Here is a 20,464-nt window from a genome sequence, read left to right on the forward strand (position 1 = left end):
CATGCGAGGTTGGCTGCTTTTATTGTTGGCGTTCTCGGCGGCTCCTTCGTGGGCCGCCCATGCCTATGCGCAATTCGGCGATATCAAGTATCCGCCCGGTTTCACGCACTTCGACTACGTGAACCCCCAAGCGCCCAAAGGGGGCGAATTCAGGCTGGTGCCGCCGACCCGGCCGACAAATTTCGACAAGTTCAATCCGTTCACGCTCAAGGGCACTGCGCCCTCGGGCCTTGGCCCTCTCATGTTCGAGAGCCTCATGACCGGCAACTTGGAGGAGCCAACCACGGTATACGGCCTGCTGGCCGAAGATGTGGATGTTCCAGCCGACCGGCTTTCGGCGACCTTCCGGCTCCATCCCAAGGCCCGCTTCAATGACGGCTCGCCGGTGCTGGCCGCCGACGTGGTGCATTCGTTCGAGACCCTGACCGGCAAGCTCGCCGCGCCGCAGTTCCGCACCATCTACGCCGAGGTGAAGAAGGCGACCGCCGTCGGCGAACGCACGGTGCGCTTTGATTTCGCAAGCCCGAACCGGGAGCTGCCCCTGGTGATCGGCGGCATGCCGGTCTTCAGCCGCAAGTGGGGCGCGGGCAAGCCCTTCGACCAGATCGTCACCGAGGTGCCCATCGCGTCAGGCCCCTACAAGCCCGCCAGCGACCGCCTCGGCCGTGACATCAGCTATGTGCGCCGCGCCGATTATTGGGGCGCCGACCTGCCGGTGCGCAAGGGGCTCTTCAACTTCGACCGCATCACTTACAAGGTGTACCTCGACGAGACCGCGCGCTTCGAGGGGCTGAAAGCCGGCGAGTTCGACTTCATGCGCGAATTCACTTCGCGCAACTGGGCGCGCCAGTACAAGGGCAAGCAGTTCGACAGCGGCGAGATCGTCAAGCGCGCCTTCGAGAACCAGAACCCGGGCGATTTCCAGGGCTACATCTTCAACACCCGAAGGGACAAGTTCAAGGACGTGCGCGTTCGCAGGGCCATCGGCCTTGCCATGGACTTCGAGTGGCTCAACCGGCAGCTGTTCTACGGGCTCTACAAGCGGGTGCAGGGCTACTTTCCGAACAGCGAGTTCCACGCCGACGGCCTGCCCAAGCCCGACGAGCTGGCGCTGATGGAACCGCTGCGCGACAAGCTCAAGCCCGAGGTGTTCGGGCCCGCGCCAAAGCCCTCGAGCACCGAGCCTCCGGGCAGCCTGCGCGACAACCTGCGCGAGGCGAGGGCGCTGCTCGCCGAAGCCGGCTGGACCTACCGCGACGGCGCCCTGCGCAATGACAAGAACGAGGCCTTCACGATCGAATTCTTGAACGACCAGCCCACGATGATCCGCGTCGTGACGCCGCTGCAGACCGCGCTGAAGAAGCTGGGCATCGAAACGACTTTTCGCACGGTCGATTTCTCATTGGCGCAGCAGCGCATGGACAACCATGACTTCGACATGACGAGCCGGCGGCTTCCCGGCAGCACTGCGCCGGGAGGCGAACTCTTCGAACTGTTCGGTTCGAAGGCCGCGGAAACCACGGGGTCGAGCAATTCCTGGGGTATCGCAGACCCGGCGGTGGACGCCATCCTTGGCAAGGTGGTTGCCGCGACCACGCGACCAGAACTCGCTACAGCCATGCGAGTGCTCGACCGCGTGCTGTCGCACGGCCACTACTCGATTCCCATGTATTACGGCAGCGCCTTCCTGATCGGCTACCGGCCGGCCGGCGTCATCCTGCCGCCGACCATTCCGCCGTACTACGATGCCGGCGATTGGGCCCTCTCTACGTGGTGGGCCTCGCCCGCAAACAAGTGAACGAGGCCCACGTGTCCTGGAGCACCGCACCCTGATGGCCAGCTACATCTTCAAGCGCCTGCTGCTGATGATCCCGACGCTCCTGGGCGTGCTGGTCGTCACCTTCGCGGTCATCCAGTTCGTGCCCGGAGGGCCTGTCGAGCAGATGGTGTCGCAGTTGCAGGGCCGCGACTCCGGCGGCGAGCGGGCCGCGGCGGGAGGCGCCGGCTACCGTGGTCGCCAGGGACTCGACCCGCAGCGCATCGAGGAGATCAAGAAACTCTACGGCTTCGACAAGCCCGCGCACGAGCGCTTCTGGCAGATGCTCAAGTCTTTTGCACGACTCGATCTCGGGCAGAGCTTCTATCAGCGCAAGGCCGTTTGGGACCTCGTGAAGGAAAAGCTACCGGTATCGATCAGCCTGGGCCTCTGGACCTTTTTCATCAGCTACTTGATCGCGGTACCGCTCGGCGTCGCGAAGGCAGTGCGGGCCGGTTCACGCTTCGACTTCGTCACCACACTCATCGTGCTGGTCGGCTATGCGATTCCCGGCTTCGTGCTGGGGGTTGCGCTGCTCGTCATCTTCGGCGGGCAGCTGCAGTGGTTTCCCTTGCGCGGGCTGACATCGCCCAGCTGGGAAACCATGAGCTGGGGGGCGAAGATCGTTGACTATCTCTGGCACATCACCCTGCCTGTGACGGCCATGGTGCTCGGCAGCTTCGCCGTCACCGCCATGCTCACAAAAAATTCGTTTCTGGAAGAGATCCGCAAACAGTACGTGCTGACCGCCCGTGCCAAGGGCTTGGCCGAGCGGCAGGTGCTGTGGAAACACATCTTCCGCAACGCGCTGATTCCGATCATTACCGGATTCCCGGCTGCCTTCATTGGCGCTTTCTTCACGGGCGCGCTGCTGATCGAAACGCTTTTTTCCCTCGACGGGCTCGGATTGCTGAGCTACGAGAGCGTGATCCGGCGCGACTATCCCGTGGTGCTGGGCACGCTGTACCTGTTCACGCTGATTGGCCTGTTGACCAAGCTCATTTCCGACCTTTGCTACGTCTGGGTCGACCCGAGAGTGAAATTTGACTGACGTATTGCCCGTCTCGCTCAGCCCGGGGCGCCGCGCCTGGCGCCGCTTTCGCCGGAATCCGCTCGGATTCTGGAGCCTCGCCATCTTCACGGTGCTCGTCGTGCTGAGCTTGTTTGCCGAAGTGTTGTCTACGGACAAGCCGCTTGTCGTGCGCTACGAGGGACAAACCTATTTCCCCGTGCTGCGCGACTACGCCGAAAAAACTTTCGGCGGCGACTTCGAGACCCCAGCCGACTACCTCGACCCCTTCATCCGGGAGCGGATCACGGCCGGCAAGAACTGGGCGATCTATGCGCCCAACCCCTATGGTCCGCAAACGCTCAACTACTTTGCCAAGCTGCCGAATCCGTCGGCGCCCTCGCGCGACAACCTGTTCGGCACGGACGACCGCGGGCGCGACCTGCTCGCCCAGTTGATCTACGGTTTTCGCGTGAGCGTGCTGTTCGCCTTGGCGCTGACCGCCATTGGCGTGGTGCTGGGGATCGTGACGGGTGCCATCCAGGGCTTCTTCGGCGGCAAGACCGATCTGGCATTTCAGCGCTTCATAGAGATATGGGCATCGATGCCGGAGCTATACCTGCTGATCATCTTCAGTGCGATCTTTACGCCCAGCGTGGCATTGCTGCTGATCCTGCTGAGCCTGTTCGGATGGATGGGCCTGTCCGACTACGTGCGCGCCGAGTTCCTGCGCAACCGCCAGATGGACTACGTGCGCGCTGCGCGCGCGCTGGGTGTCGGCAACCTGCAGATCATGTGGCGGCACATCCTGCCCAACAGCATGGTGCCGGTTGTCACCTTCCTGCCGTTTCGCATGAGCGCGGCCATCCTGGCGCTGACCTCGCTCGATTTTCTGGGGCTGGGCGTGCCGCCGGGCACGCCGTCGCTCGGCGAACTGCTGAGCCAGGGCAAGGCCAACATCGATGCCTGGTGGATTTCGTTGTCCACCTTCGGGGTGCTGGTCGTCACACTGATGCTGCTGACCTTCATGGGCGACGCACTGCGCGACGCGCTTGATCCGCGGAAGGCCGACAAATGAGCGAAATGACCTCTCCTCGGCCGTTGCTGGACGTGAAGGGCCTGCGCGTCGGCTTCGGCGGCAAGGACGTAGTGCATGGCATCGACTTCCGCATTGCAGCCGGCGAAAAGCTCGCCCTGGTCGGCGAATCGGGCTCGGGCAAGACCGTAACGGCGCTGTCGCTGCTGCGGCTGGTGCAGAACGCCGACCTGACCGGCAGCGCGAAGCTGTTCGACGCGGGAAGCGCGTCCAAGGCGCGCGAACTGCTGTCGATTCCGGAGCGGGAGCTGCGCGGCATCCGCGGCAAGGAGATCGCGATGATCTTCCAGGAGCCCATGACGGCCCTCAATGCGCTCTACAGCGTGGGCGATCAGATTGCCGAAGTGCTCGAACTGCACGAAGGCCTTTCGGCGCGAGCGGCGCAGGCGGCCGCCGTCCAGTTGCTTGCCGATACCGGCATTCCTGAACCGGAGCGGCGGGCGAGGGCGTTTCCGCACCAGCTCTCGGGCGGCCAGCGCCAGCGCGCCATGATTGCGATGGCGCTCGCCTGCAAGCCGCGCCTGCTGCTGGCGGACGAACCGACCACCGCGCTGGACGTCACGGTGCGGGCGCAAATCCTCGACTTGCTTGCCGACCTTCAGCGCAAGCACGGCATGGCCGTGCTGCTGATCACGCATGACCTGAACCTCGTGCGCCGGTTTGCCGACCGGGTCGCCGTGATGGAAAACGGCCACATCGTCGAGCATGGCGCCGTTGCTGCCGTGTTCGAAGCGCCGCAGCATGCCTATACGCGCAAGCTGATCGACAGCCATCCGGAACGCAACGTCGTTGCGGTGGCCGCGGGCGCCGGTGCGCAGCCGGTGCTCGAGGCCACGGGCCTGCGGGTGAGCTATCCGGTGTCCAGGCCCGGCATTGCAGGCTGGTTCCGCAAGGGCGAATTCATCGCGGTGGAGAACGCCGATTTCCGCATCGCGCCCGGCGAAACGATGGGCGTGGTCGGCGAATCGGGGTCGGGCAAGTCGACGTTGGCACTGGCCGCGCTCGGGCTCCTGAAGTTCCGCGGCGCACTGAAGGTGGACGGCAAGGGCTGGGCGGTGGATCGAACGTCCGACCTGGCCCTGCGCCGGGTCATGCAGGTGGTGTTTCAGGACCCGTTTTCTTCGCTTTCGCCGCGCATGACGGTCGAACAGATCGTGGGCGAGGGCCTGCGCGTGCACGCTCCTGAACTTGGCATCGAGCAGCGCCGGGCGCGGGCGCTGGCGGCGCTGGCCGATGTAGGCCTGAGCGAGGCGCAGTTTCCGTCGCTGCTCGACCGTTACCCGCACGAGTTCTCGGGCGGGCAGCGCCAGCGGCTCGCGATTGCGCGCGCGTTGATCGTCGACCCGCAACTGCTGGTGCTCGACGAGCCCACCAGCGCGCTCGACGTAACGATCCAGAAGCAGGTTCTCGGCCTGCTCCAGCGCCTGCAGCGCGAGCGGGGCCTGAGCTATTTGCTGATCACGCACGACGTCGAAGTGATTCGTGCCATGGCGCACCAGGTCATCGTGATGAAGGATGGCGCCATCCTCGAAGCCGGCCCGGTCGAGCGCGTGCTCGATGCGCCCGAGCACCCCTACACCAAGAAACTGGTGGCTGCGGCACTGCTGGAATAACAAACGGAATCGGAAAAAATGTCGGGAGTCGGACAAAACCGGCGCGGCGCCTGGCGCGCGGCGCTGGCCTGCATGGTTACTTTGGCTGTGGCCATGGGTTTGGGGCGCTTCGCCTTCACGCCCATGCTGCCGATCATGCTGCACGAGGGAAAGCTCCAGCTCGAGGCCGGAGGCGTGCTGGCTTCGCTCAACTACCTGGGCTACTTTCTCGGTGCGGTCAGCTGCGCGGCCATCGGCATCAAGGCCAAGAGCATGGTGCGCGGCGGCTTGGCCGCGACGGCGGTGTTGCTGGTCGGCATGGGTGTGCTCCACAGCTTCACGAGTTGGGGCATCCTGCGCACGGCGGCCGGGGTGATGAGCGCCTGGGTCTTCGTTTTTGCATCCGGGTGGGGCTTGCGGCGATTGGCCGAAACCAATTCCCCGGCACTGGCCGGCGTGATCTACACCGGCCCCGGCATCGGCATTGCCATGACCGGCCTGCTCGGGGGCGCCCTGGGGCGCTGGGGCTCGGAAGCCGGGTGGATCGGCCTGGGCTTGCTGGCTGTGGTGCTGGTGGCGCTGATCTGGCGGGTTTTCGACGATGGCGATTTGCCCGCGTCAGGCAGCGCTGCGGCGGCACCGGTTGCCGCGACCGGGGCGGCTGCATCGGCCTCCGCGCGCAGCGACGCAATCTGGCTCGTCGCGCTGTACGGCCTGGCGGGCTTCGGCTACATCATTACCGCCACGTTCCTCCCGGTGATTGCACGCCAGGCGCTGCCGGGCTCGCCCTGGCCCGATTTCTTCTGGCCGCTGTTCGGGCTGGCGATCATTCCAGGCGCGCTGATCGGCGCGCGAGCGCCTGTTCACTGGGACAACCGGTTGCTGCTGGCGGTGGCTTATGCGCTCCAGGCGCTGGGCGTGGTGCTGTCGGTGGCGTGGCCCACGATCACGGGTTTTGCCCTCGGGAGCTTGCTGCTCGGGATGCCGTTTACGGCCATCACTCTTTTTGCGATGCGAGATGCCCGCCGGTTGCGAGGCAATGCCGCCGCCGGGCTGATCGGCTATGCGACTGCGTCCTATGGTGTCGGGCAGATCATCGGGCCGCTGTTTGCCGCGCCACTGGCGCAGAGAACCGGCTCTTTTCAATTGCCCTTGCTGGTAGCCGCAGCCGCATTGGCGCTAGGTTCCCTGCTGTTTGCACTGGTCTGGTCGAAATCCCGGCGCCAATAGGCGTTTTGAGGCGCTCCAGCCCTTCATTTATCACAGGAATAGCATATAATTCGAGGCTCACGACCAAACGGGCGGGTACCAACCGCCCGTTTTTTTTGGTCTATGCATTCTCGATGCGTGGCACCCGTGGCGGGCGGGTGGCACGCATAAGCATTTTTACAAGGCATTTTCGAACACGTGGCATTGCAGCAGACAGTGGAACAAACCGTAGCCGGACTTGGCTACGACCTGGTTGAGATCGAACGCTCGGCCGGGGGATTGCTGCGCGTAACGATTGATTTGCCTTGGACGGCCCCCACATCGGAAGCTGTGGCTGCCGGTATTCCCGAGCCTTTTGTGACGGTTGAAGATTGCGAAAAGGTCACGCGGCAGCTGCAGTTTGCGCTCGAGGTCGATGGTGCCGATTACAAGCGGCTCGAGGTTTCCTCGCCGGGTATTGACCGTCCGCTTCGCAATGAGCAGGATTTCGAGCGTTTCGTCGGTGAAATCATCGACATCACGCTCAAGGCGCCCATGGGTGCTGCGGCGGCGGGGCAGGTGTCTGCCACCCGCAAGAAATTTCGCGGCACGCTGGAGCGTGCTGAAAAAGCGGAAGGGGCCGACGGAGCCCCGGGCTGGCAAATCGTCTGGAGCGATGCGCCTGAGCCGAAACCGGGTCAAAAAGTGAGCAAGAAGCGCGCGCCTGCCAAGTTGCAAGCGCTCGGCTTCGTGCTGGACGAGCTGCGCGATGCGCGGCTCGCGCCAATTGTGGATTTCAAGGGCCGCAGGGCCAAAACCCAACCGGGTTTTTCGGATATTGACGACGGAACGAATGTTCCGGACTGACTAGAGGAGTGGTGGCATGAATCGCGAAATGTTGATGTTGGTGGATGCGATCTCGCGCGAGAAGAACGTCGAGCGCGACGTGGTTTTCGGTGCGGTCGAATCCGCGCTGGCGCAAGCCACCAAGAAGCTCCACCAGGGCGACGTGGACATCCGCGTCTCGGTCGACCGTGACAGCGGCGACTACGAAACCTTCCGCCGCTGGCACGTCGTTCCGGACGAGGCCGGCCTGCAGCTGCCCGACCAGGAAATTCTCCTGTTCGAAGCCAAGGAAGAAATGCCCGACATCGAAGTCGACGAGTACATCGAGGAAGCGGTTGAATCCGTGCCCATCGGCCGTATCGGCGCCATGGCGGCCAAGCAGGTCATCCTGCAGAAGATCCGCGACGCGGAGCGCGAAATGCTGCTCAACGACTTCATGTCGCGCGGCGACAAGATCTTCGTGGGCACCGTCAAGCGCCTGGACAAGGGCGACATCATCGTCGAGGCCGGCCGCGTCGAAGGGCGCCTGCGCCGCAGCGAAATGATCGCCAAGGAAAACCTGCGCAACGGCGACCGCGTGCGGGCCATGATCATGGAGGTCGACCTGACGCTGCGCGGCGCACCGATCATCCTGTCGCGCTCGGCGCCCGAGTTCATGATCGAGCTGTTCCGCCAGGAAGTGCCCGAAATCGAACAAGGCCTGCTCGAAATCAAGAGCTGCGCCCGTGACCCGGGTTCGCGCGCCAAGATCGCCGTGCTTTCGCACGACAAGCGTGTCGACCCGATCGGCACCTGCGTCGGTGTGCGCGGCACCCGTGTCAACGCCGTGACCAACGAGCTCGCAGGCGAGCGCGTCGACATCGTGCTGTGGAGCGAAGACCCGGCGCAATTCGTGATTGGCGCCCTGGCTCCGGCCAACGTGTCGTCGATCGTGGTCGACGAGGAAAAGCACGCCATGGACGTGGTGGTCGACGAGGAAAACCTCGCCATCGCCATCGGCCGCGGCGGCCAGAACGTGCGCCTGGCTTCCGACCTCACCGGTTGGAAGATCAACATCATGGACGCGAACGAATCTGCGCAGAAGCAGGCCGTCGAGACCGATGCCAGCCGCAAGCTCTTCATGGAAAAGCTCGACGTCGACGAGGAAATCGCCGACATCCTGATCTCCGAGGGCTTCAACAGCCTCGAGGAAGTGGCCTATGTGCCGATCTCCGAAATGCTGGAGATCGAAGCTTTCGATGAAGACACCATCAACGAGCTGCGCACGCGCGCCAAGGATGCGCTGTTGACCATGGAAATTGCCAAGGAAGAGGGCGTCGAGACCGTCTCGCAGAATCTGCGCGACCTCGAAGGCCTCGACCCCGAGCTGATTCCCAAGCTGGCCGAGGCGGGTGTGCACACCCGCGACGACCTCGCCGACCTCGCGGTCGATGAACTCACCGAGATCACCGGCCACAGCGCCGATGACGCCAAAGCCCTCATCTTGAAAGCCCGCGAACATTGGTTCGCCGGCCAAGAGTGACGGTCATGGAGGCACGAAATCAATATGTCCAGTACCACTGTCGCCGAGTTCGCGAACGAGCTCAAGAAGACTCCCGAAACCTTGCTTGACCAGCTCAAGAGCGCAGGCGTGCCCAAAGCGGCACCCACCGATGCGCTCACCGAGGCTGACAAGCAGCGCCTGCTCGGCTTTCTCAAAGCCAGCCACGGCACCGCCGAGCCCGAGCGCAAGAAGATCACGCTGACGAAAAAGTCGACCAGCGAGATCAAGCAGGCCGACGCTACCGGCCGCGCCCGCACCATCCAGGTCGAGGTGCGCAAGAAGCGCACCTTCATCCAGCGCGAAGACGGCCATCCGGCCACGCCCGAAGCGCAACCGGTGGCCGAGGCGCCCGCCGCGGCACCCGCCGCACCCCGCATCGACGAGGCCGAACTGGCTCGCCGCGAGGAAGAGGCGCGCCGCCAGGCCGAGCTGATCCGCCGCCAGGAAGAAGAACTGGTCGAAAAGCGCCGCCTGCGCGAAGAAGCCGAAGCCCGCGAACGCGAGCAGGCCGAAAAGGCCGAGCGCGCCGAACAGGCCGAGCAGGAAGCCGCACGCATCGCCGCCGAGAAGAAGGCCGCTGCCGAAGCCGCCGCCGCGCCCGCAAAGGAAGCGGCCAAGCCGGTGGCAGCACCCGTGGCCGCCGCTGCCGCTGCCGCGGAGCAGCAAGCCGCAGACACCAAGCTGGCCGCCCAGACCGCCGCCACGCAAGCCAAGGAAGACGCGAAGGCCAAGGCCGCCGCCGAATCGAAGGCCCGTGCCGACGAGGAGGCCGCCCGCGCCAAGGATCTCGACGAGCGTCGCCGCAAGGCACTCGCCGAAGCCGAAGCCATTCGCGCCATGATGAATGCACCGGCCCGTGTGCTGGTGCCGCACAAGGCGCCCGAGAAGCCGCAGCCCGAAAAGGCCGCGGTCAAGGGCACGCTGCACAAGCCGGCCGCGCCCGCAGCGCGCCCCGGCGCGCCCGCCGCACCGGGTGCTGCTGCGCCTGGCGCCGCCGGCGCCGGCAAGGAAGTCAAGTCGGCCAAGCTCTCGTCGAGCTGGGCTGGCGATCCGGCCAAGAAGAAAGAAATCAAGACCCGCGGCGATGCCAGCGGTGGTGTTGGCCGCGGCAACTGGCGCGGAGGCCCGCGCGGCCGCCGTGGCAGCAACGACCGCGGTGGTCACGAAGAGCATGTGCAGGCCGCACCGGTCGAGGCGCGCATTCTCGAAGTGCACGTGCCTGAAACCATCACGGTGGCCGAGCTCGCGCACAAGATGGCCGTCAAGGCGCAGGAAGTCATCAAGCAGCTCATGAAGCTGGGCCAGATGGCGACCATCAACCAGTCGCTCGACCAGGACACCGCAATGATCCTGGTGGAGGAAATGGGCCACAACGCGGTCGTTGCCGCGCTGGACGACCCGGAAGCCTTCACCGACGAGGACGTGGGCGCGCAAACCGCCGAAGCCTTGCCGCGCGCACCGGTCGTGACCGTCATGGGTCACGTCGACCACGGCAAGACCTCGCTGCTGGACTACATCCGCCGCGCCAAGGTGGCCGCGGGCGAAGCCGGCGGCATCACGCAGCACATCGGTGCCTACCATGTGCAAACCGAACGCGGCATGGTGTCGTTCCTCGACACCCCGGGTCACGAGGCCTTCACGGCCATGCGTGCCCGCGGTGCGCAGGCCACCGACATCGTCATCCTCGTGGTGGCGGCCGACGACGGCGTCATGCCCCAGACCAAGGAAGCCATCAAGCACGCGAAAGCCGCTGGTGTGCCGATCGTGGTTGCCATCAACAAGATCGACAAGCCCGACGCCAGCCCGGACCGCGTGAAGCAGGAACTGGTGGCCGAAGAGGTCGTGCCTGAAGAGTACGGCGGCGACGTGCCGTTCGTGCCGGTGTCCGCCAAGACGGGCCAGGGCATCGACGACCTGCTCGAACAGGTGCTGCTGCAGGCCGAAGTGCTGGAACTCAAGGCGCCGGTGGATGCCGCCGCCAAGGGCCTGGTCATCGAAGCCCAACTCGACAAGGGCCGCGGCCCGGTCGCAACCGTGCTGGTTCAGTCCGGCACGCTCAAGACCGGCGACGTGGTGCTGGCGGGTTCGACCTATGGCCGCGTGCGCGCCATGCTCGACGAAGACGGCAAGGCCATCAAGTCCGCGGGTCCGTCGATTCCGGTCGAGATCCAGGGCCTGACCGAAGTGCCGCAAGCGGGCGACGAGTTCATGGTGATGGCCGACGAGCGCCGTGCGCGCGAAATCGCCACCTACCGTGCCGGCAAGTTCCGCAATACCAAGCTGGCGAAGCTGCAAGCCGCGAACCTGCAGAACATGTTCACCGACCTCTCGGCCGGCGAAGTGCAGACGCTCCGCATCATCATCAAGGCCGACGTGCAGGGCTCGCAGGAAGCGCTGGCCCAGTCGCTGCTCAAGCTGGCGAACGAAGAGGTCAAGGTGCAGATCGTGTACGCCGGCGTCGGCGGCATCAGCGAAAGCGACATCAACCTCGCCATCGCCTCCAAGGCTGTCGTGATCGGCTTCAATGTGCGCGCCGATGCCGGTGCGCGCAAGCTGGCCGAAGGCAATGGCGTGCAGCTGAACTACTACAGCATCATTTACGACGCTGTGGACGAGATCAAGGTTGCGATGTCGGGCATGCTGGCACCGGAGCGCCGCGAGGAAATCATCGGTTCGGCCGAAATCCGCACGGTGTTCGTGGCCTCGAAGATCGGCACGGTCGCAGGTTCGTACATCACCTCGGGTTCGGTCAACCGCAGTGCGCATTTCCGCCTGCTGCGCGACAACGTGGTGATCTACACCGGCGAAGTCGACTCGATCAAGCGCATGAAGGACGACGTCCGCGAAGTTCGCGAAGGCTTCGAGTGCGGTATCAAGCTCAAGAACTACAACGACATCAAAGAGGGCGATCAGCTCGAGTTCTTTGAAATCAAGGAAATCGCCCGTACGCTGTAAGCGTTCGATGCGAGAGAGTCCATGCCGAAAAGAAAAGCCGCCACCCCCAACCGCGCGTTCAAGGTTGCCGACCAGATCCAGCGGGATCTGACGGAGCTGATCGCGCGCGAGTTGAAGGATCCGCGCGTGGGCATGGTCACGATCCAGGCGGTCGAGGTCACGCCCGACTATGCGCACGCGAAGATCTATTTCAGCATGCTCACGGGCGACGTGGACGAGACCACCGCAGCGCTGAACCAGGCCGCGGGGTTCCTCCGCAACGGCCTGTTCAAGCGCCTGCACATCCACACCGTGCCGACGCTGCACTTCCTGTTCGACCGCACCACCGAACGTGCGGCCGACATGAATGCGCTCATCGCGCAGGCCGTCGCTTCGCGCTCGAAAGACGACTAGCATGAACGCGCCACGCACAAGGGTGCAGCGGCGCCCTGTGCATGGGGTGTTGTTGCTCGACAAGCCGCTGGGACTTTCCAGCAACCAGGCCTTGCAAAAGGCCAAGTGGTTGCTGCGCGCCGAAAAAGCGGGCCACACCGGCACGCTCGATCCGCTCGCGACCGGCGTGCTGCCGCTGTGCTTCGGCGCGGCCACCAAGTTCAGCCAGTTGCATCTCGATGCCGACAAGACCTACGTGGCCACGGCCCGCCTGGGCGTGAAGACCGCCACCGGCGACGCCGAGGGCGAGGTGATTGCCGAGCGCGCGGTGCACGTTGCGCCTGAAGACCTGGCGCGTGTCGAGGCGCAGTTCACCGGCCCGATCCGCCAGGTTCCGCCGATGCACAGTGCGCTCAAGAAAGACGGCAAGGCGCTGTACGAATACGCGCGCGAAGGCATCGAGATCGAGCGCGAAGCCCGGAACGTGGTGATTCACCAACTGAGCCTGACGCGAACGGACGACACCGCCGTGCGAATTGTCGCCACCGTGAGCAAAGGCACCTACATTCGCACTCTTGGCGAAGACATCGGCGAAGCTCTGGGTTGCGGTGCGCACCTGACGTCGCTGCGCCGCACGGCGACGGGCGGCTTCGGCGAGGCCCAGTGCGTCACGCTCGAAGCGCTCGAGGCCATGGACGAAGAAGAGCGCCTGGCACAACTCCTGCCTGCCGAATCGCTGGTGGACGGCCACAGCCGCGTCATGCTCGGCAACGAAGATGCGGCACGTTTTCTCTCGGGCCTGCGCCGCCGGGGCGACTGGGCCGATGCCGACGAGGTGGCCGTGTTCGGCATCGAGCCGCCGGCCTTTCTGGGAACGGCCCACATCACGGCCAACGAATTGATTCCGGGGCGCTTGCTGAACCCCATCGAAATCCAGCAAATTCTTTTGAACGCACAACAGACCGAAGCGACACCATGAGTACCAAGCAAATCCGCAATATCGCCATCATTGCCCACGTGGACCATGGCAAGACCACGATGGTCGACCAACTGCTGCGCCAGTCGGGCACCTTTGCCGAGCACGAGAAAGTGGTCGACACGGTGATGGACAACAACGCCATCGAAAAAGAACGTGGCATCACGATCCTGGCCAAGAACTGCGCCGTGACCTGGGAAGGCACGCACATCAATATCGTCGACACCCCCGGCCACGCCGACTTCGGCGGCGAAGTGGAACGTGCGCTCAGCATGGTCGACGGCGTGGTGCTGCTCATCGACGCGCAAGAAGGCCCGATGCCCCAGACCCGCTTCGTGACCAAGAAGGCACTGGCCCTCGGCCTCAAGCCCATCCTGGTCGTGAACAAGGTCGACAAGCCGGGCGCCAACCCCGACAAGGTGGTCAACGCCGCCTTCGACCTGTTCGACAAGCTCGGCGCCACCGATGAACAGCTCGACTTCCCCGTGGTGTATGCCTCGGGCATCAACGGCTGGTCGTCGCTCGAAGAAGGCGCTGCCGGTGAGCAGTGGGGTCCCGACATGTCGGCCCTGTTCAACACCATCCTGAAGCACGTGCCGGCGCAAACGGGCGACCCCGAAGCGCCGCTGCAGCTGCAGATTTCGGCACTCGATTTCTCGACCTTCGTCGGCCGCATCGGCGTGGGCCGCATCAGCCAGGGCACGCTCAAGCCCATGATGGACGTGGTGGTGATGGAAGGTCCGGACGGCAAGGCCGTCAAGGGCCGCGTCAACCAGGTCCTGACTTTCCAGGGCCTCGAGCGCGTGCAGGCAACCGAAGCCGGCCCGGGCGAGATCGTGCTGATCAACGGCATTGCGGATATCGGCATCGGCGTGACCGTGACCGACCCCACCAACCCGGCGCCGCTGCCCATGCTCAAGGTCGACGAACCGACCCTGACCATGAACTTCTGCGTCAACACCAGCCCGCTGGCCGGCCGCGAAGGCAAGTTCGTCACCAGCCGCCAGATCTGGGACCGCCTGCAGAAGGAACTGCAGCACAACGTTGCGCTGCGCGTGAACGAAACCGACGAAGAAGGCATTTTCGAGGTGATGGGCCGCGGCGAACTGCACCTGACCATCCTCTTGGAAAACATGCGCCGCGAAGGCTATGAAATGGCCGTGTCGAAGCCGCGCGTGGTGTTCCGCACCGTCAACGGCGAGAAGCACGAACCCATCGAGCTGGTCACGGCCGACATCGAAGAGCAGCACCAGGGCGGCGTGATGCAGGCACTGGGCGAGCGCAAGGGCGAGCTGGTCAACATGGAACCGGACGGCCGCGGCCGTGTGCGCCTGGAGTACCGCATTCCGGCGCGTGGCCTGATCGGCTTCACCAACGAATTCCTGAACCTGACGCGCGGCTCGGGCCTCATCAGCAATATCTTCGACAGCTACGAACCGCACAAGGGCGACATCGGCAGCCGCAAGAACGGCGTGCTGATCTCGATGGACGACGGTGAAATCTTCACCTACGCGCTGGGCAAGCTGGACGACCGCGGCCGCATGTTCGTGCGCGCCAACGACCCGGTGTACGAAGGCATGATCGTCGGCATTCACAGCCGCGACAACGACCTGGTGGTGAACGCCACGCGTACCAAGCAGCTGACCAACTTCCGCGTCTCGGGCAAGGAGGACGCGATCAAGATCACGCCGCCGATCGAACTCACGCTCGAATACGGCGTGGAATTCATCGAGGACGACGAGCTGGTCGAAATCACGCCCAAGAGCGTTCGTCTGCGCAAGCGCTACCTGAAAGAGCACGAGCGCAAGCGGGCCGGCCGCGAAACGGCGAGCTGATCGCCGTCATCGACCGATGCTGCGCCTGACGCACGGCGGGGCTGTGTGGCTGATGGTTGCCGTGACCCTGATGTGGGCCACGGCGGGCGTCGTCACGCGGCACCTTGCTCAGGCGCACAGTTTCGAGATCACCTTCTGGCGCAGCTTCTTCACGCTGCTCGCGCTGCTGGTGATCTTGCCGCTTTGGCGCGGCCGGGCCGTGTTTGCCCAGATACGGCGCGGCGGACGCGAGCTCTGGATTTCGGGCGTCTGCTGGACCGTGATGTTCACGGCCTTCATGGTGGCGCTCACGCTGGCTTCCACCGCCAGCGTGCTGGTCACGATGGCGCTCGGGCCGCTGCTCACTGCGCTGGCCGCGCGCCTCTTCATCGGCCACCGGCTGCCCGTGCGGACCTGGGTCGCCATCGTGGTGGCCGGGCTCGGCATTGCCTGGATGTACGGCACGCAACTGATGCAAGGCGGGGCGGCGGGCGGATCGCTGCTCGGAACGCTGGTGGCGCTTTGCGTGCCGCTGGCCGGCGCCACCAACTGGACGGTGGTTCAGCATGCGCATGCCAAGGGGCATGACATCGACCTGGTTCCCGCGGTGCTGATCGGCGCGGCGCTCAGCGCGCTGTTCACGCTGCCCTTTGCGCTGCCTTTTCAGGCGAACGTGCACGACCTCGGCCTGCTTGCCTTCCTGGGCGTGTTCCAGCTGGCGATTCCTTGCGTGCTCTCCGTGCTTTGCGCACGGGTGCTGAAGGCGCCTGAAGTCGCCTTGCTCGCGTTGCTCGAGGTGATCTTCGGCATTGCGCTGGCCTGGCTCGGTGCTGGCGAAACGCCTGCATCCAGCGTGCTCACCGGAGGAGCGCTGGTCATCGGCGCACTGGTGTTCAACGAAATGCTGGCGCTGCGCGGACGGCGCATTGCGGCGCCCGACAGCGCGCTCCCCGGCGCGCACTAGGCAAACGAAAAAAAAGCCCCGTCATCTGGCGGGGCCTTCGCGATCAGGAGATCACGGGATCAGGGGCGGGCGATCTTCCAGGAGCCGGCCACGCCGTCACCGGTCTTGTCGCCCGGCTTGGCATCCTTGGCCCAGTAGTAGAGCGGCCAGCCCTTGTAGGCCCATTGGCGCTTGCCGTCTTCGCGAACGATGATGGTGTAGCCGCCGATGGGCTTGGCCGTTTCGGCGACGGGGAGCGGCGGCCAGTTGGCCGCGCACTGGGCGTTGCAGACGGAAGTGCCGGCGCCGGCCGTGTCCTTGGTGAAGGTATAGAGCGTCATGCCGTTCGGTCCGACGAGCACGCCGTCGGCAGTGCGGGTGGGGGTGTCGGGTGCGCTGGCGGTCTTGTTGGACATGCCACCGCAGCCGGCGAGCAATGCCGCCGCGAGGATCGAGGCGCTGAGCAATTTCATGCAGTTTCTCCTTCAGTTGATAAATCGCGAAAACAAGCCAGTTGTTGTGCGACCCGGCAGTTTATGCCGGGCTCAAGACAAATCGCGGTAGGCCAGCGTCGCGAGTTTCAGCAAAATATCACGCGGCAGCTTGCCGGCAACGGCATAACCGAAGCCGTGGTCCACCCAATAGAAGCTGGGCACTGGCCCTTCGGACGCGAACCGGAAGGCTGTTTCGCGCGATGCGGCCGTGCCGGCGGCCTGGCTGTCGAGGGTGCCGATGTAGAGCGTCACGCGTTCGCCGGTGGGGTCTTCGAACATGAACTGGGCGCGCGCGCCGCTTTCCCCGGGCAGAAGGCGTCCGCCGACGAGCGTATAGCCCATCGTCGTCAGGTCTGGGACCTTGAGCGGCCTGTCGAGGCGTTTGGACAGCCACTGGACGAGATGCTGCTGCTCTGTGGCGGCCACTTCCACGGGGTGTCTTTTCTCGGGCGCATAGACGGCATGCGCAATCGACGCATCGTGCACGAACTCGCGCATCGCAGGCGCCTTGGCCAACTGGGCCGGCGCGGCGCGCTGGGCCGACCACTGGGCGTTGCCGAGCCAGCCTGCGGCAAAGGCGACCAGCACGCCCGCCGCCATGCCGCCCCATTGCACCCAGCTGCCTTGCCGGGCCTGCCGGGGATGGTTGCGATCGAGCACGGTCATCAAGGGCGCAGGGATGGGCTCGCCGAGCAGATCGCCGTGCAGTCGGCGCAAAGCGCCGCGCTGGCTGCGCCAGGCCGCGATTCGTGCGGCAATGGCGGGGTCGCGCGCCGCTGCGTCTTCGACCTCGGAGCGGCGATCCGGTGCCAACTGGCCGTCGACCAGGGCATGCAACTCGTCGTCGGTGGGGGGCGGGGCAGGGCGGTTCATGGTTCGGCAGGTTTCACTTGAGCAGGCGCAGGCCGGGGCGATTCGGCACAGAGGCGCCGCCGTCCATCAATTCGTGCAACCGGGCGCGGGCGCGCGACAGGCGAGACATCACGGTGCCCGCGGGAATGCCGAGCACCTTGGCCACCTCGGCATAGGAGAGGTCTTCGAGCGTGACCAGCAGCAGCACGGCCCGCTGTTCCTCCGGCAACTGCATCAGGCAGCGCTGCAGGTCGAGCCCGGTGCCGAGGTCCCGGCCCGGGTCGGCGTCGTCCTGCAACTCGTGCGCCACGTCGTCCAGCGGCACGACGCTGTGCGGCGGCGGCGTGCGCCGCAGCTGGCTCGCGAAGATGTTGTGCATGACCGTGAACAGCCATGCGCGCAGGTCGCTGCCCACCACCCAGAGACGCCACTTGCTGCAGGCCCGCTCGAGGGTGTCCTGCACCAGGTCATCGGCCGCCCATGCATTGCCCGTGAGCGCGCGCGCATAGCGGCGCAGGCTCGGGATCTGGTCGGCCAGCAGGCGGGCGTCCATGAATGGCGCAGGTGCGTGCGGTCAGGGCTTGGCGGTTTTCCAGGCGCCACCGACACCGTCGCCGGTCTTGTCGCCCGGCTTCGTGTCCTTGGCCCAGTAGTAGAGCGGCCAACCCTTGGCGGCCCATTGCTTCTTGCCGTCGTCGCGCGTGACGATGGTGAAGTCGCCGGCCGGCTTGTCGCTGTCGGCAGCCATGAAGGGCGGCCAGTTGGTCGCGCAGGTGCCGTTGCACACCGATTTGCCATTGCCGGCGGTGTCCTTGTCGAAGGTGTAGAGCGTCATGCCGTTCGGGCCGACCAGCGCACCGTCGGCGGCCTTGGGCTGCGCGAGTGCGGGAAGCGCGAGCAGGCTGCTCAAGAGCGCGGCGGCAATGCCGGCGGAGGAGATACCGGCGGAGGAAATACGAAAAGGCGACATGGAAGACTCCTGGGTTGGTGGCATCGACGATTCGATGACACCGCACAAACGCCTGCAACCGGCGTTTTATTCCATGCCGCGCAAAAAAAGAACTAGCGGCTGCGGCTCTTCATTGCGCGCTCGACCTCGCGCTTGCCTTCGCGGTCCTTGATGGTGTCTCGCTTGTCGTGCTCGGCCTTGCCCTTGGCCAGCGCAATTTCGAGCTTGATCTTGCCGGCCTTCCAGTGCAGGTTGAGCGGCACCAGCGTGTAGCCTTTTTGTTCGACCTTGCCGACCAGCCGGCGAATTTCTTCCTTGTGCAGGAGTAACTTCTTGGTGCGGATGGAATCAGGGTTGACGTGGGTCGAGGCGCTCTTGAGCGGGTTGATCTGCAGGCCCACGACGAACAGCTCGCCGTCGCGGATCACCACGTAGCCGTCGGTCAGTTGGACCTTGCCTTCGCGCAGGGACTTCACCTCCCAGCCTTCGAGGACGATGCCCGCTTCGAAGCGTTCTTCGAAGAAATAGTTGTACGCGGCCTTCTTGTTGTCGGCAATGCGGGTGGAAGTATCTTGTTTCTTGGTGGCCATGGCTCGGAAAGGTGGGGGCGCATGGCTTCAATACAATCCGTCGCGCACGCTGTCCCGATTCTATGAAAACCGTCAACAAGTCCGTCCTCATCTGGTACAGCGCCGAAGAGATGTACGCGCTCGTCACCGATGTGGAGAAATATCCGCAGTTTTTGCCCTGGTGCGACAAGGCGCGCGTCATCGAGGAGGACGAGGCCGGAATGACTGCCGAAGTCGGCCTCGCTTTCGCCGGCCTTCACCAGAGCTTCACCACCCGAAACAGCCATGTGCCGGGCCGCGAAGTGCACCTCAAGCTCGTCGACGGACCATTTTCCAACCTCGACGGCCACTGGAAATTCGTACCCGTGGGCGAGCCCGGCGATCGCGCCTGCCGCGTCGAGCTGCACATGAGCTACGGCTTCAGCAATTTTGCATTGCAGGCACTGGTGGGGCCGGTGTTCGACACCATTGCCTCCAGCCTGGTCGAGGCTTTCGTGAAGCGCGCCGAGCAGGTCTACGGCAAGGAAGGATGATCGAAGTCACGCTGAGCTGCTCGCCCGCGCCACGCGAGGTGTTCGAGCAGATCCTGCGGCTGGCGCCCGAGGCCACCGTGGACGATGCCGTGAAGGCCAGTGACCTCGCGCAGCGCTTCCCGCAATTGGATTGGCGCCAGTCCATGACGCCGGGAATCTGGGGCAGGGAAGTCGACTGGAACCAGCCGCTCAAGGACGGCGACCGCGTCGAGCTGTGCCGGCCCCTGGCCGTCGACCCCAAGGTGGCGCGCCGCGAACGTTTTCAGCGCCAGGGCGCCAAGGGTACCGGCCTGTTTGCGAACCGCCGCAAGGGCGGCAAGGCCGGCTATTGAACCGGCGAACTTACTTGCAGTCGCTTTCGATGATCGACTGAAGGCGCTTCTGCTCGGCGGCGCGGGCCGCGTCGTCCATGATTTCCCGCTCGCCCTTGGTGTTGACCTTGGCCACGCGGATGCCGCTGTCGAACGTGGCCTTGCCCTGGCGCGCACGTTCGCAGTTCTCGGCCTTGATCTTGGCGTTTTTCTGTGTCTCGGCCTCCTGCTTGGTCTTTTCTTCCGCCTTCGCCTTCTTGGTCTTTTCCTCGAGCTCCTTGTCGACGGCCGGCGGCTTGGGCGCCGCCGCGGCTTCGCGGGCCTGGGGTGCGGCTGCTTCGTCGGAGGAGGCGGCGCCGTCGGCGGGAGCCGAGCTGAAGCCCGTGCGGGCCGGCGGCGGCGAGCCTGCGCGGCGCAGGATGTTCTTTTCGGGAATATCGGAAGGCGGCGCCTGGTCGCTGAAGACCTTCTTGCCGCTCTTGTCGATCCATTGCCATTGCGCGCTGGCCGACAGCGGCAGCAGGCAAACACATCCCAGTACGAGCCAATGCGCGAATTTCATACAGCGAGTTTAGCTGCGCCTTACGTTTTGCAACATGGCCGACC

General features: G+C 64.9%; 20 protein-coding genes. 14 read left to right on the plus strand and 6 right to left on the minus strand.

Going from position 1 to position 20,464, the window contains the following annotated elements:
- Position 1 precedes the first annotated feature (1 nt).
- The 12 genes from ABIC94_RS05170 to ABIC94_RS05225 all read left to right on the plus strand — a co-directional run bounded on the left by ABIC94_RS05170 (position 2) and on the right by ABIC94_RS05225 (position 16,171).
- The gene (locus ABIC94_RS05170) at positions 2-1,798 is read left to right on the plus strand and encodes an extracellular solute-binding protein (RefSeq protein ID WP_354371854.1); all 1,797 of its coding nucleotides are present in this window, start codon (positions 2-4) and stop codon (positions 1,796-1,798) included.
- Positions 1,799-1,832: 34 nt separating this feature from the next.
- Positions 1,833-2,867, plus strand: a complete 1,035-nt coding sequence (locus tag ABIC94_RS05175; protein ID WP_354371855.1) for a microcin C ABC transporter permease YejB — start codon at positions 1,833-1,835, stop codon at positions 2,865-2,867.
- Positions 2,860-3,903 (plus strand): ABC transporter permease, encoded by a 1,044-nt coding sequence (locus tag ABIC94_RS05180; RefSeq protein ID WP_354371856.1) that lies wholly within the window; start codon positions 2,860-2,862, stop codon positions 3,901-3,903. Before ABIC94_RS05175 ends, ABIC94_RS05180 begins: the two co-directional genes overlap by 8 nt.
- A complete protein-coding gene (locus ABIC94_RS05185; protein WP_354371858.1) occupies positions 3,900-5,534 on the plus strand; it encodes an ABC transporter ATP-binding protein in 1,635 nt (544 codons plus the stop codon). The genes ABIC94_RS05180 and ABIC94_RS05185 overlap by 4 nt, the downstream gene beginning before the upstream one ends.
- An 18-nt stretch (positions 5,535-5,552) precedes the next feature.
- Complete coding sequence (locus ABIC94_RS05190; RefSeq protein ID WP_354371859.1) at positions 5,553-6,743, plus strand: YbfB/YjiJ family MFS transporter; 1,191 nt, start codon at positions 5,553-5,555, stop codon at positions 6,741-6,743.
- A 177-nt stretch (positions 6,744-6,920) separates the two neighbouring features.
- Positions 6,921-7,568, plus strand: a complete 648-nt coding sequence (gene rimP / locus ABIC94_RS05195) for a ribosome maturation factor RimP (RefSeq protein WP_354371861.1) — start codon at positions 6,921-6,923, stop codon at positions 7,566-7,568.
- A 16-nt stretch (positions 7,569-7,584) separates the two neighbouring features.
- Positions 7,585-9,069 (plus strand): transcription termination factor NusA, encoded by a 1,485-nt coding sequence (gene nusA / locus ABIC94_RS05200; protein WP_307701216.1) that lies wholly within the window; start codon positions 7,585-7,587, stop codon positions 9,067-9,069.
- A 24-nt stretch (positions 9,070-9,093) separates the two neighbouring features.
- A complete protein-coding gene (infB, locus tag ABIC94_RS05205) occupies positions 9,094-12,045 on the plus strand; it encodes a translation initiation factor IF-2 (RefSeq protein WP_354371863.1) in 2,952 nt (983 codons plus the stop codon).
- Between the two features lie 21 nt (positions 12,046-12,066).
- Entirely contained in the window at positions 12,067-12,438 is a 372-nt protein-coding gene (gene rbfA / locus ABIC94_RS05210) for a 30S ribosome-binding factor RbfA (RefSeq protein WP_354371864.1), read from the plus strand.
- 1 nt (position 12,439) lies between these two features.
- A complete protein-coding gene (gene truB, locus ABIC94_RS05215; protein WP_354371865.1) occupies positions 12,440-13,396 on the plus strand; it encodes a tRNA pseudouridine(55) synthase TruB in 957 nt (318 codons plus the stop codon).
- Positions 13,393-15,228, plus strand: coding sequence for a translational GTPase TypA (gene typA, locus ABIC94_RS05220; RefSeq protein WP_354371866.1), 1,836 nt, complete (start codon positions 13,393-13,395; stop codon positions 15,226-15,228). The genes truB and typA overlap by 4 nt, the downstream gene beginning before the upstream one ends.
- Positions 15,229-15,244: 16 nt before the next feature.
- On the plus strand, positions 15,245-16,171 hold the full coding sequence (locus tag ABIC94_RS05225) for a DMT family transporter (RefSeq protein ID WP_354371867.1): 927 nt from the start codon (positions 15,245-15,247) through the stop codon (positions 16,169-16,171).
- A gap of 59 nt (positions 16,172-16,230) precedes the next feature.
- Here the strand turns inward: ABIC94_RS05225 and ABIC94_RS05230 are convergent, their stop codons facing one another.
- From ABIC94_RS05230 to smpB, 5 genes are all read right to left on the minus strand, one after another.
- Positions 16,231-16,623, minus strand: coding sequence for a COG4315 family predicted lipoprotein (locus ABIC94_RS05230; protein WP_354371868.1), 393 nt, complete (start codon positions 16,621-16,623; stop codon positions 16,231-16,233).
- Between the two features lie 72 nt (positions 16,624-16,695).
- Entirely contained in the window at positions 16,696-17,517 is an 822-nt protein-coding gene (locus ABIC94_RS05235) for an anti-sigma factor (protein WP_354371869.1), read from the minus strand.
- 13 nt (positions 17,518-17,530) lie between these two features.
- Positions 17,531-18,049, minus strand: a complete 519-nt coding sequence (locus ABIC94_RS05240; RefSeq protein WP_354371870.1) for a sigma-70 family RNA polymerase sigma factor — start codon at positions 18,047-18,049, stop codon at positions 17,531-17,533.
- A gap of 21 nt (positions 18,050-18,070) precedes the next feature.
- Positions 18,071-18,466 (minus strand): COG4315 family predicted lipoprotein, encoded by a 396-nt coding sequence (locus ABIC94_RS05245; protein ID WP_354371871.1) that lies wholly within the window; start codon positions 18,464-18,466, stop codon positions 18,071-18,073.
- Between the two features lie 92 nt (positions 18,467-18,558).
- Positions 18,559-19,035, minus strand: coding sequence for an SsrA-binding protein SmpB (gene smpB, locus ABIC94_RS05250; RefSeq protein ID WP_354371872.1), 477 nt, complete (start codon positions 19,033-19,035; stop codon positions 18,559-18,561).
- 62 nt (positions 19,036-19,097) lie between these two features.
- Between smpB and ABIC94_RS05255 the strand changes: the two genes are divergently transcribed.
- Together ABIC94_RS05255 and ABIC94_RS05260 are read left to right on the plus strand one after the other, a co-directional pair.
- Positions 19,098-19,547 carry a type II toxin-antitoxin system RatA family toxin gene (locus ABIC94_RS05255; RefSeq protein ID WP_354371873.1) on the plus strand — a complete coding sequence of 150 codons (450 nt, stop codon included), beginning with the start codon at positions 19,098-19,100 and terminating at the stop codon, positions 19,545-19,547.
- A complete protein-coding gene (locus ABIC94_RS05260) occupies positions 19,544-19,879 on the plus strand; it encodes an RnfH family protein (RefSeq protein ID WP_354371874.1) in 336 nt (111 codons plus the stop codon). The genes ABIC94_RS05255 and ABIC94_RS05260 overlap by 4 nt, the downstream gene beginning before the upstream one ends.
- A gap of 10 nt (positions 19,880-19,889) precedes the next feature.
- Here ABIC94_RS05260 and ABIC94_RS05265 read toward each other — a convergent pair whose 3' ends face one another.
- Positions 19,890-20,420, minus strand: a complete 531-nt coding sequence (locus ABIC94_RS05265; protein WP_354371875.1) for a DUF4124 domain-containing protein — start codon at positions 20,418-20,420, stop codon at positions 19,890-19,892.
- Between the last annotated feature and the right edge of the window lie 44 nt (positions 20,421-20,464).

This window comes from Variovorax paradoxus (assembly GCF_040544635.1).
Lineage (GTDB): Bacteria > Pseudomonadota > Gammaproteobacteria > Burkholderiales > Burkholderiaceae_C > Variovorax > Variovorax paradoxus_R.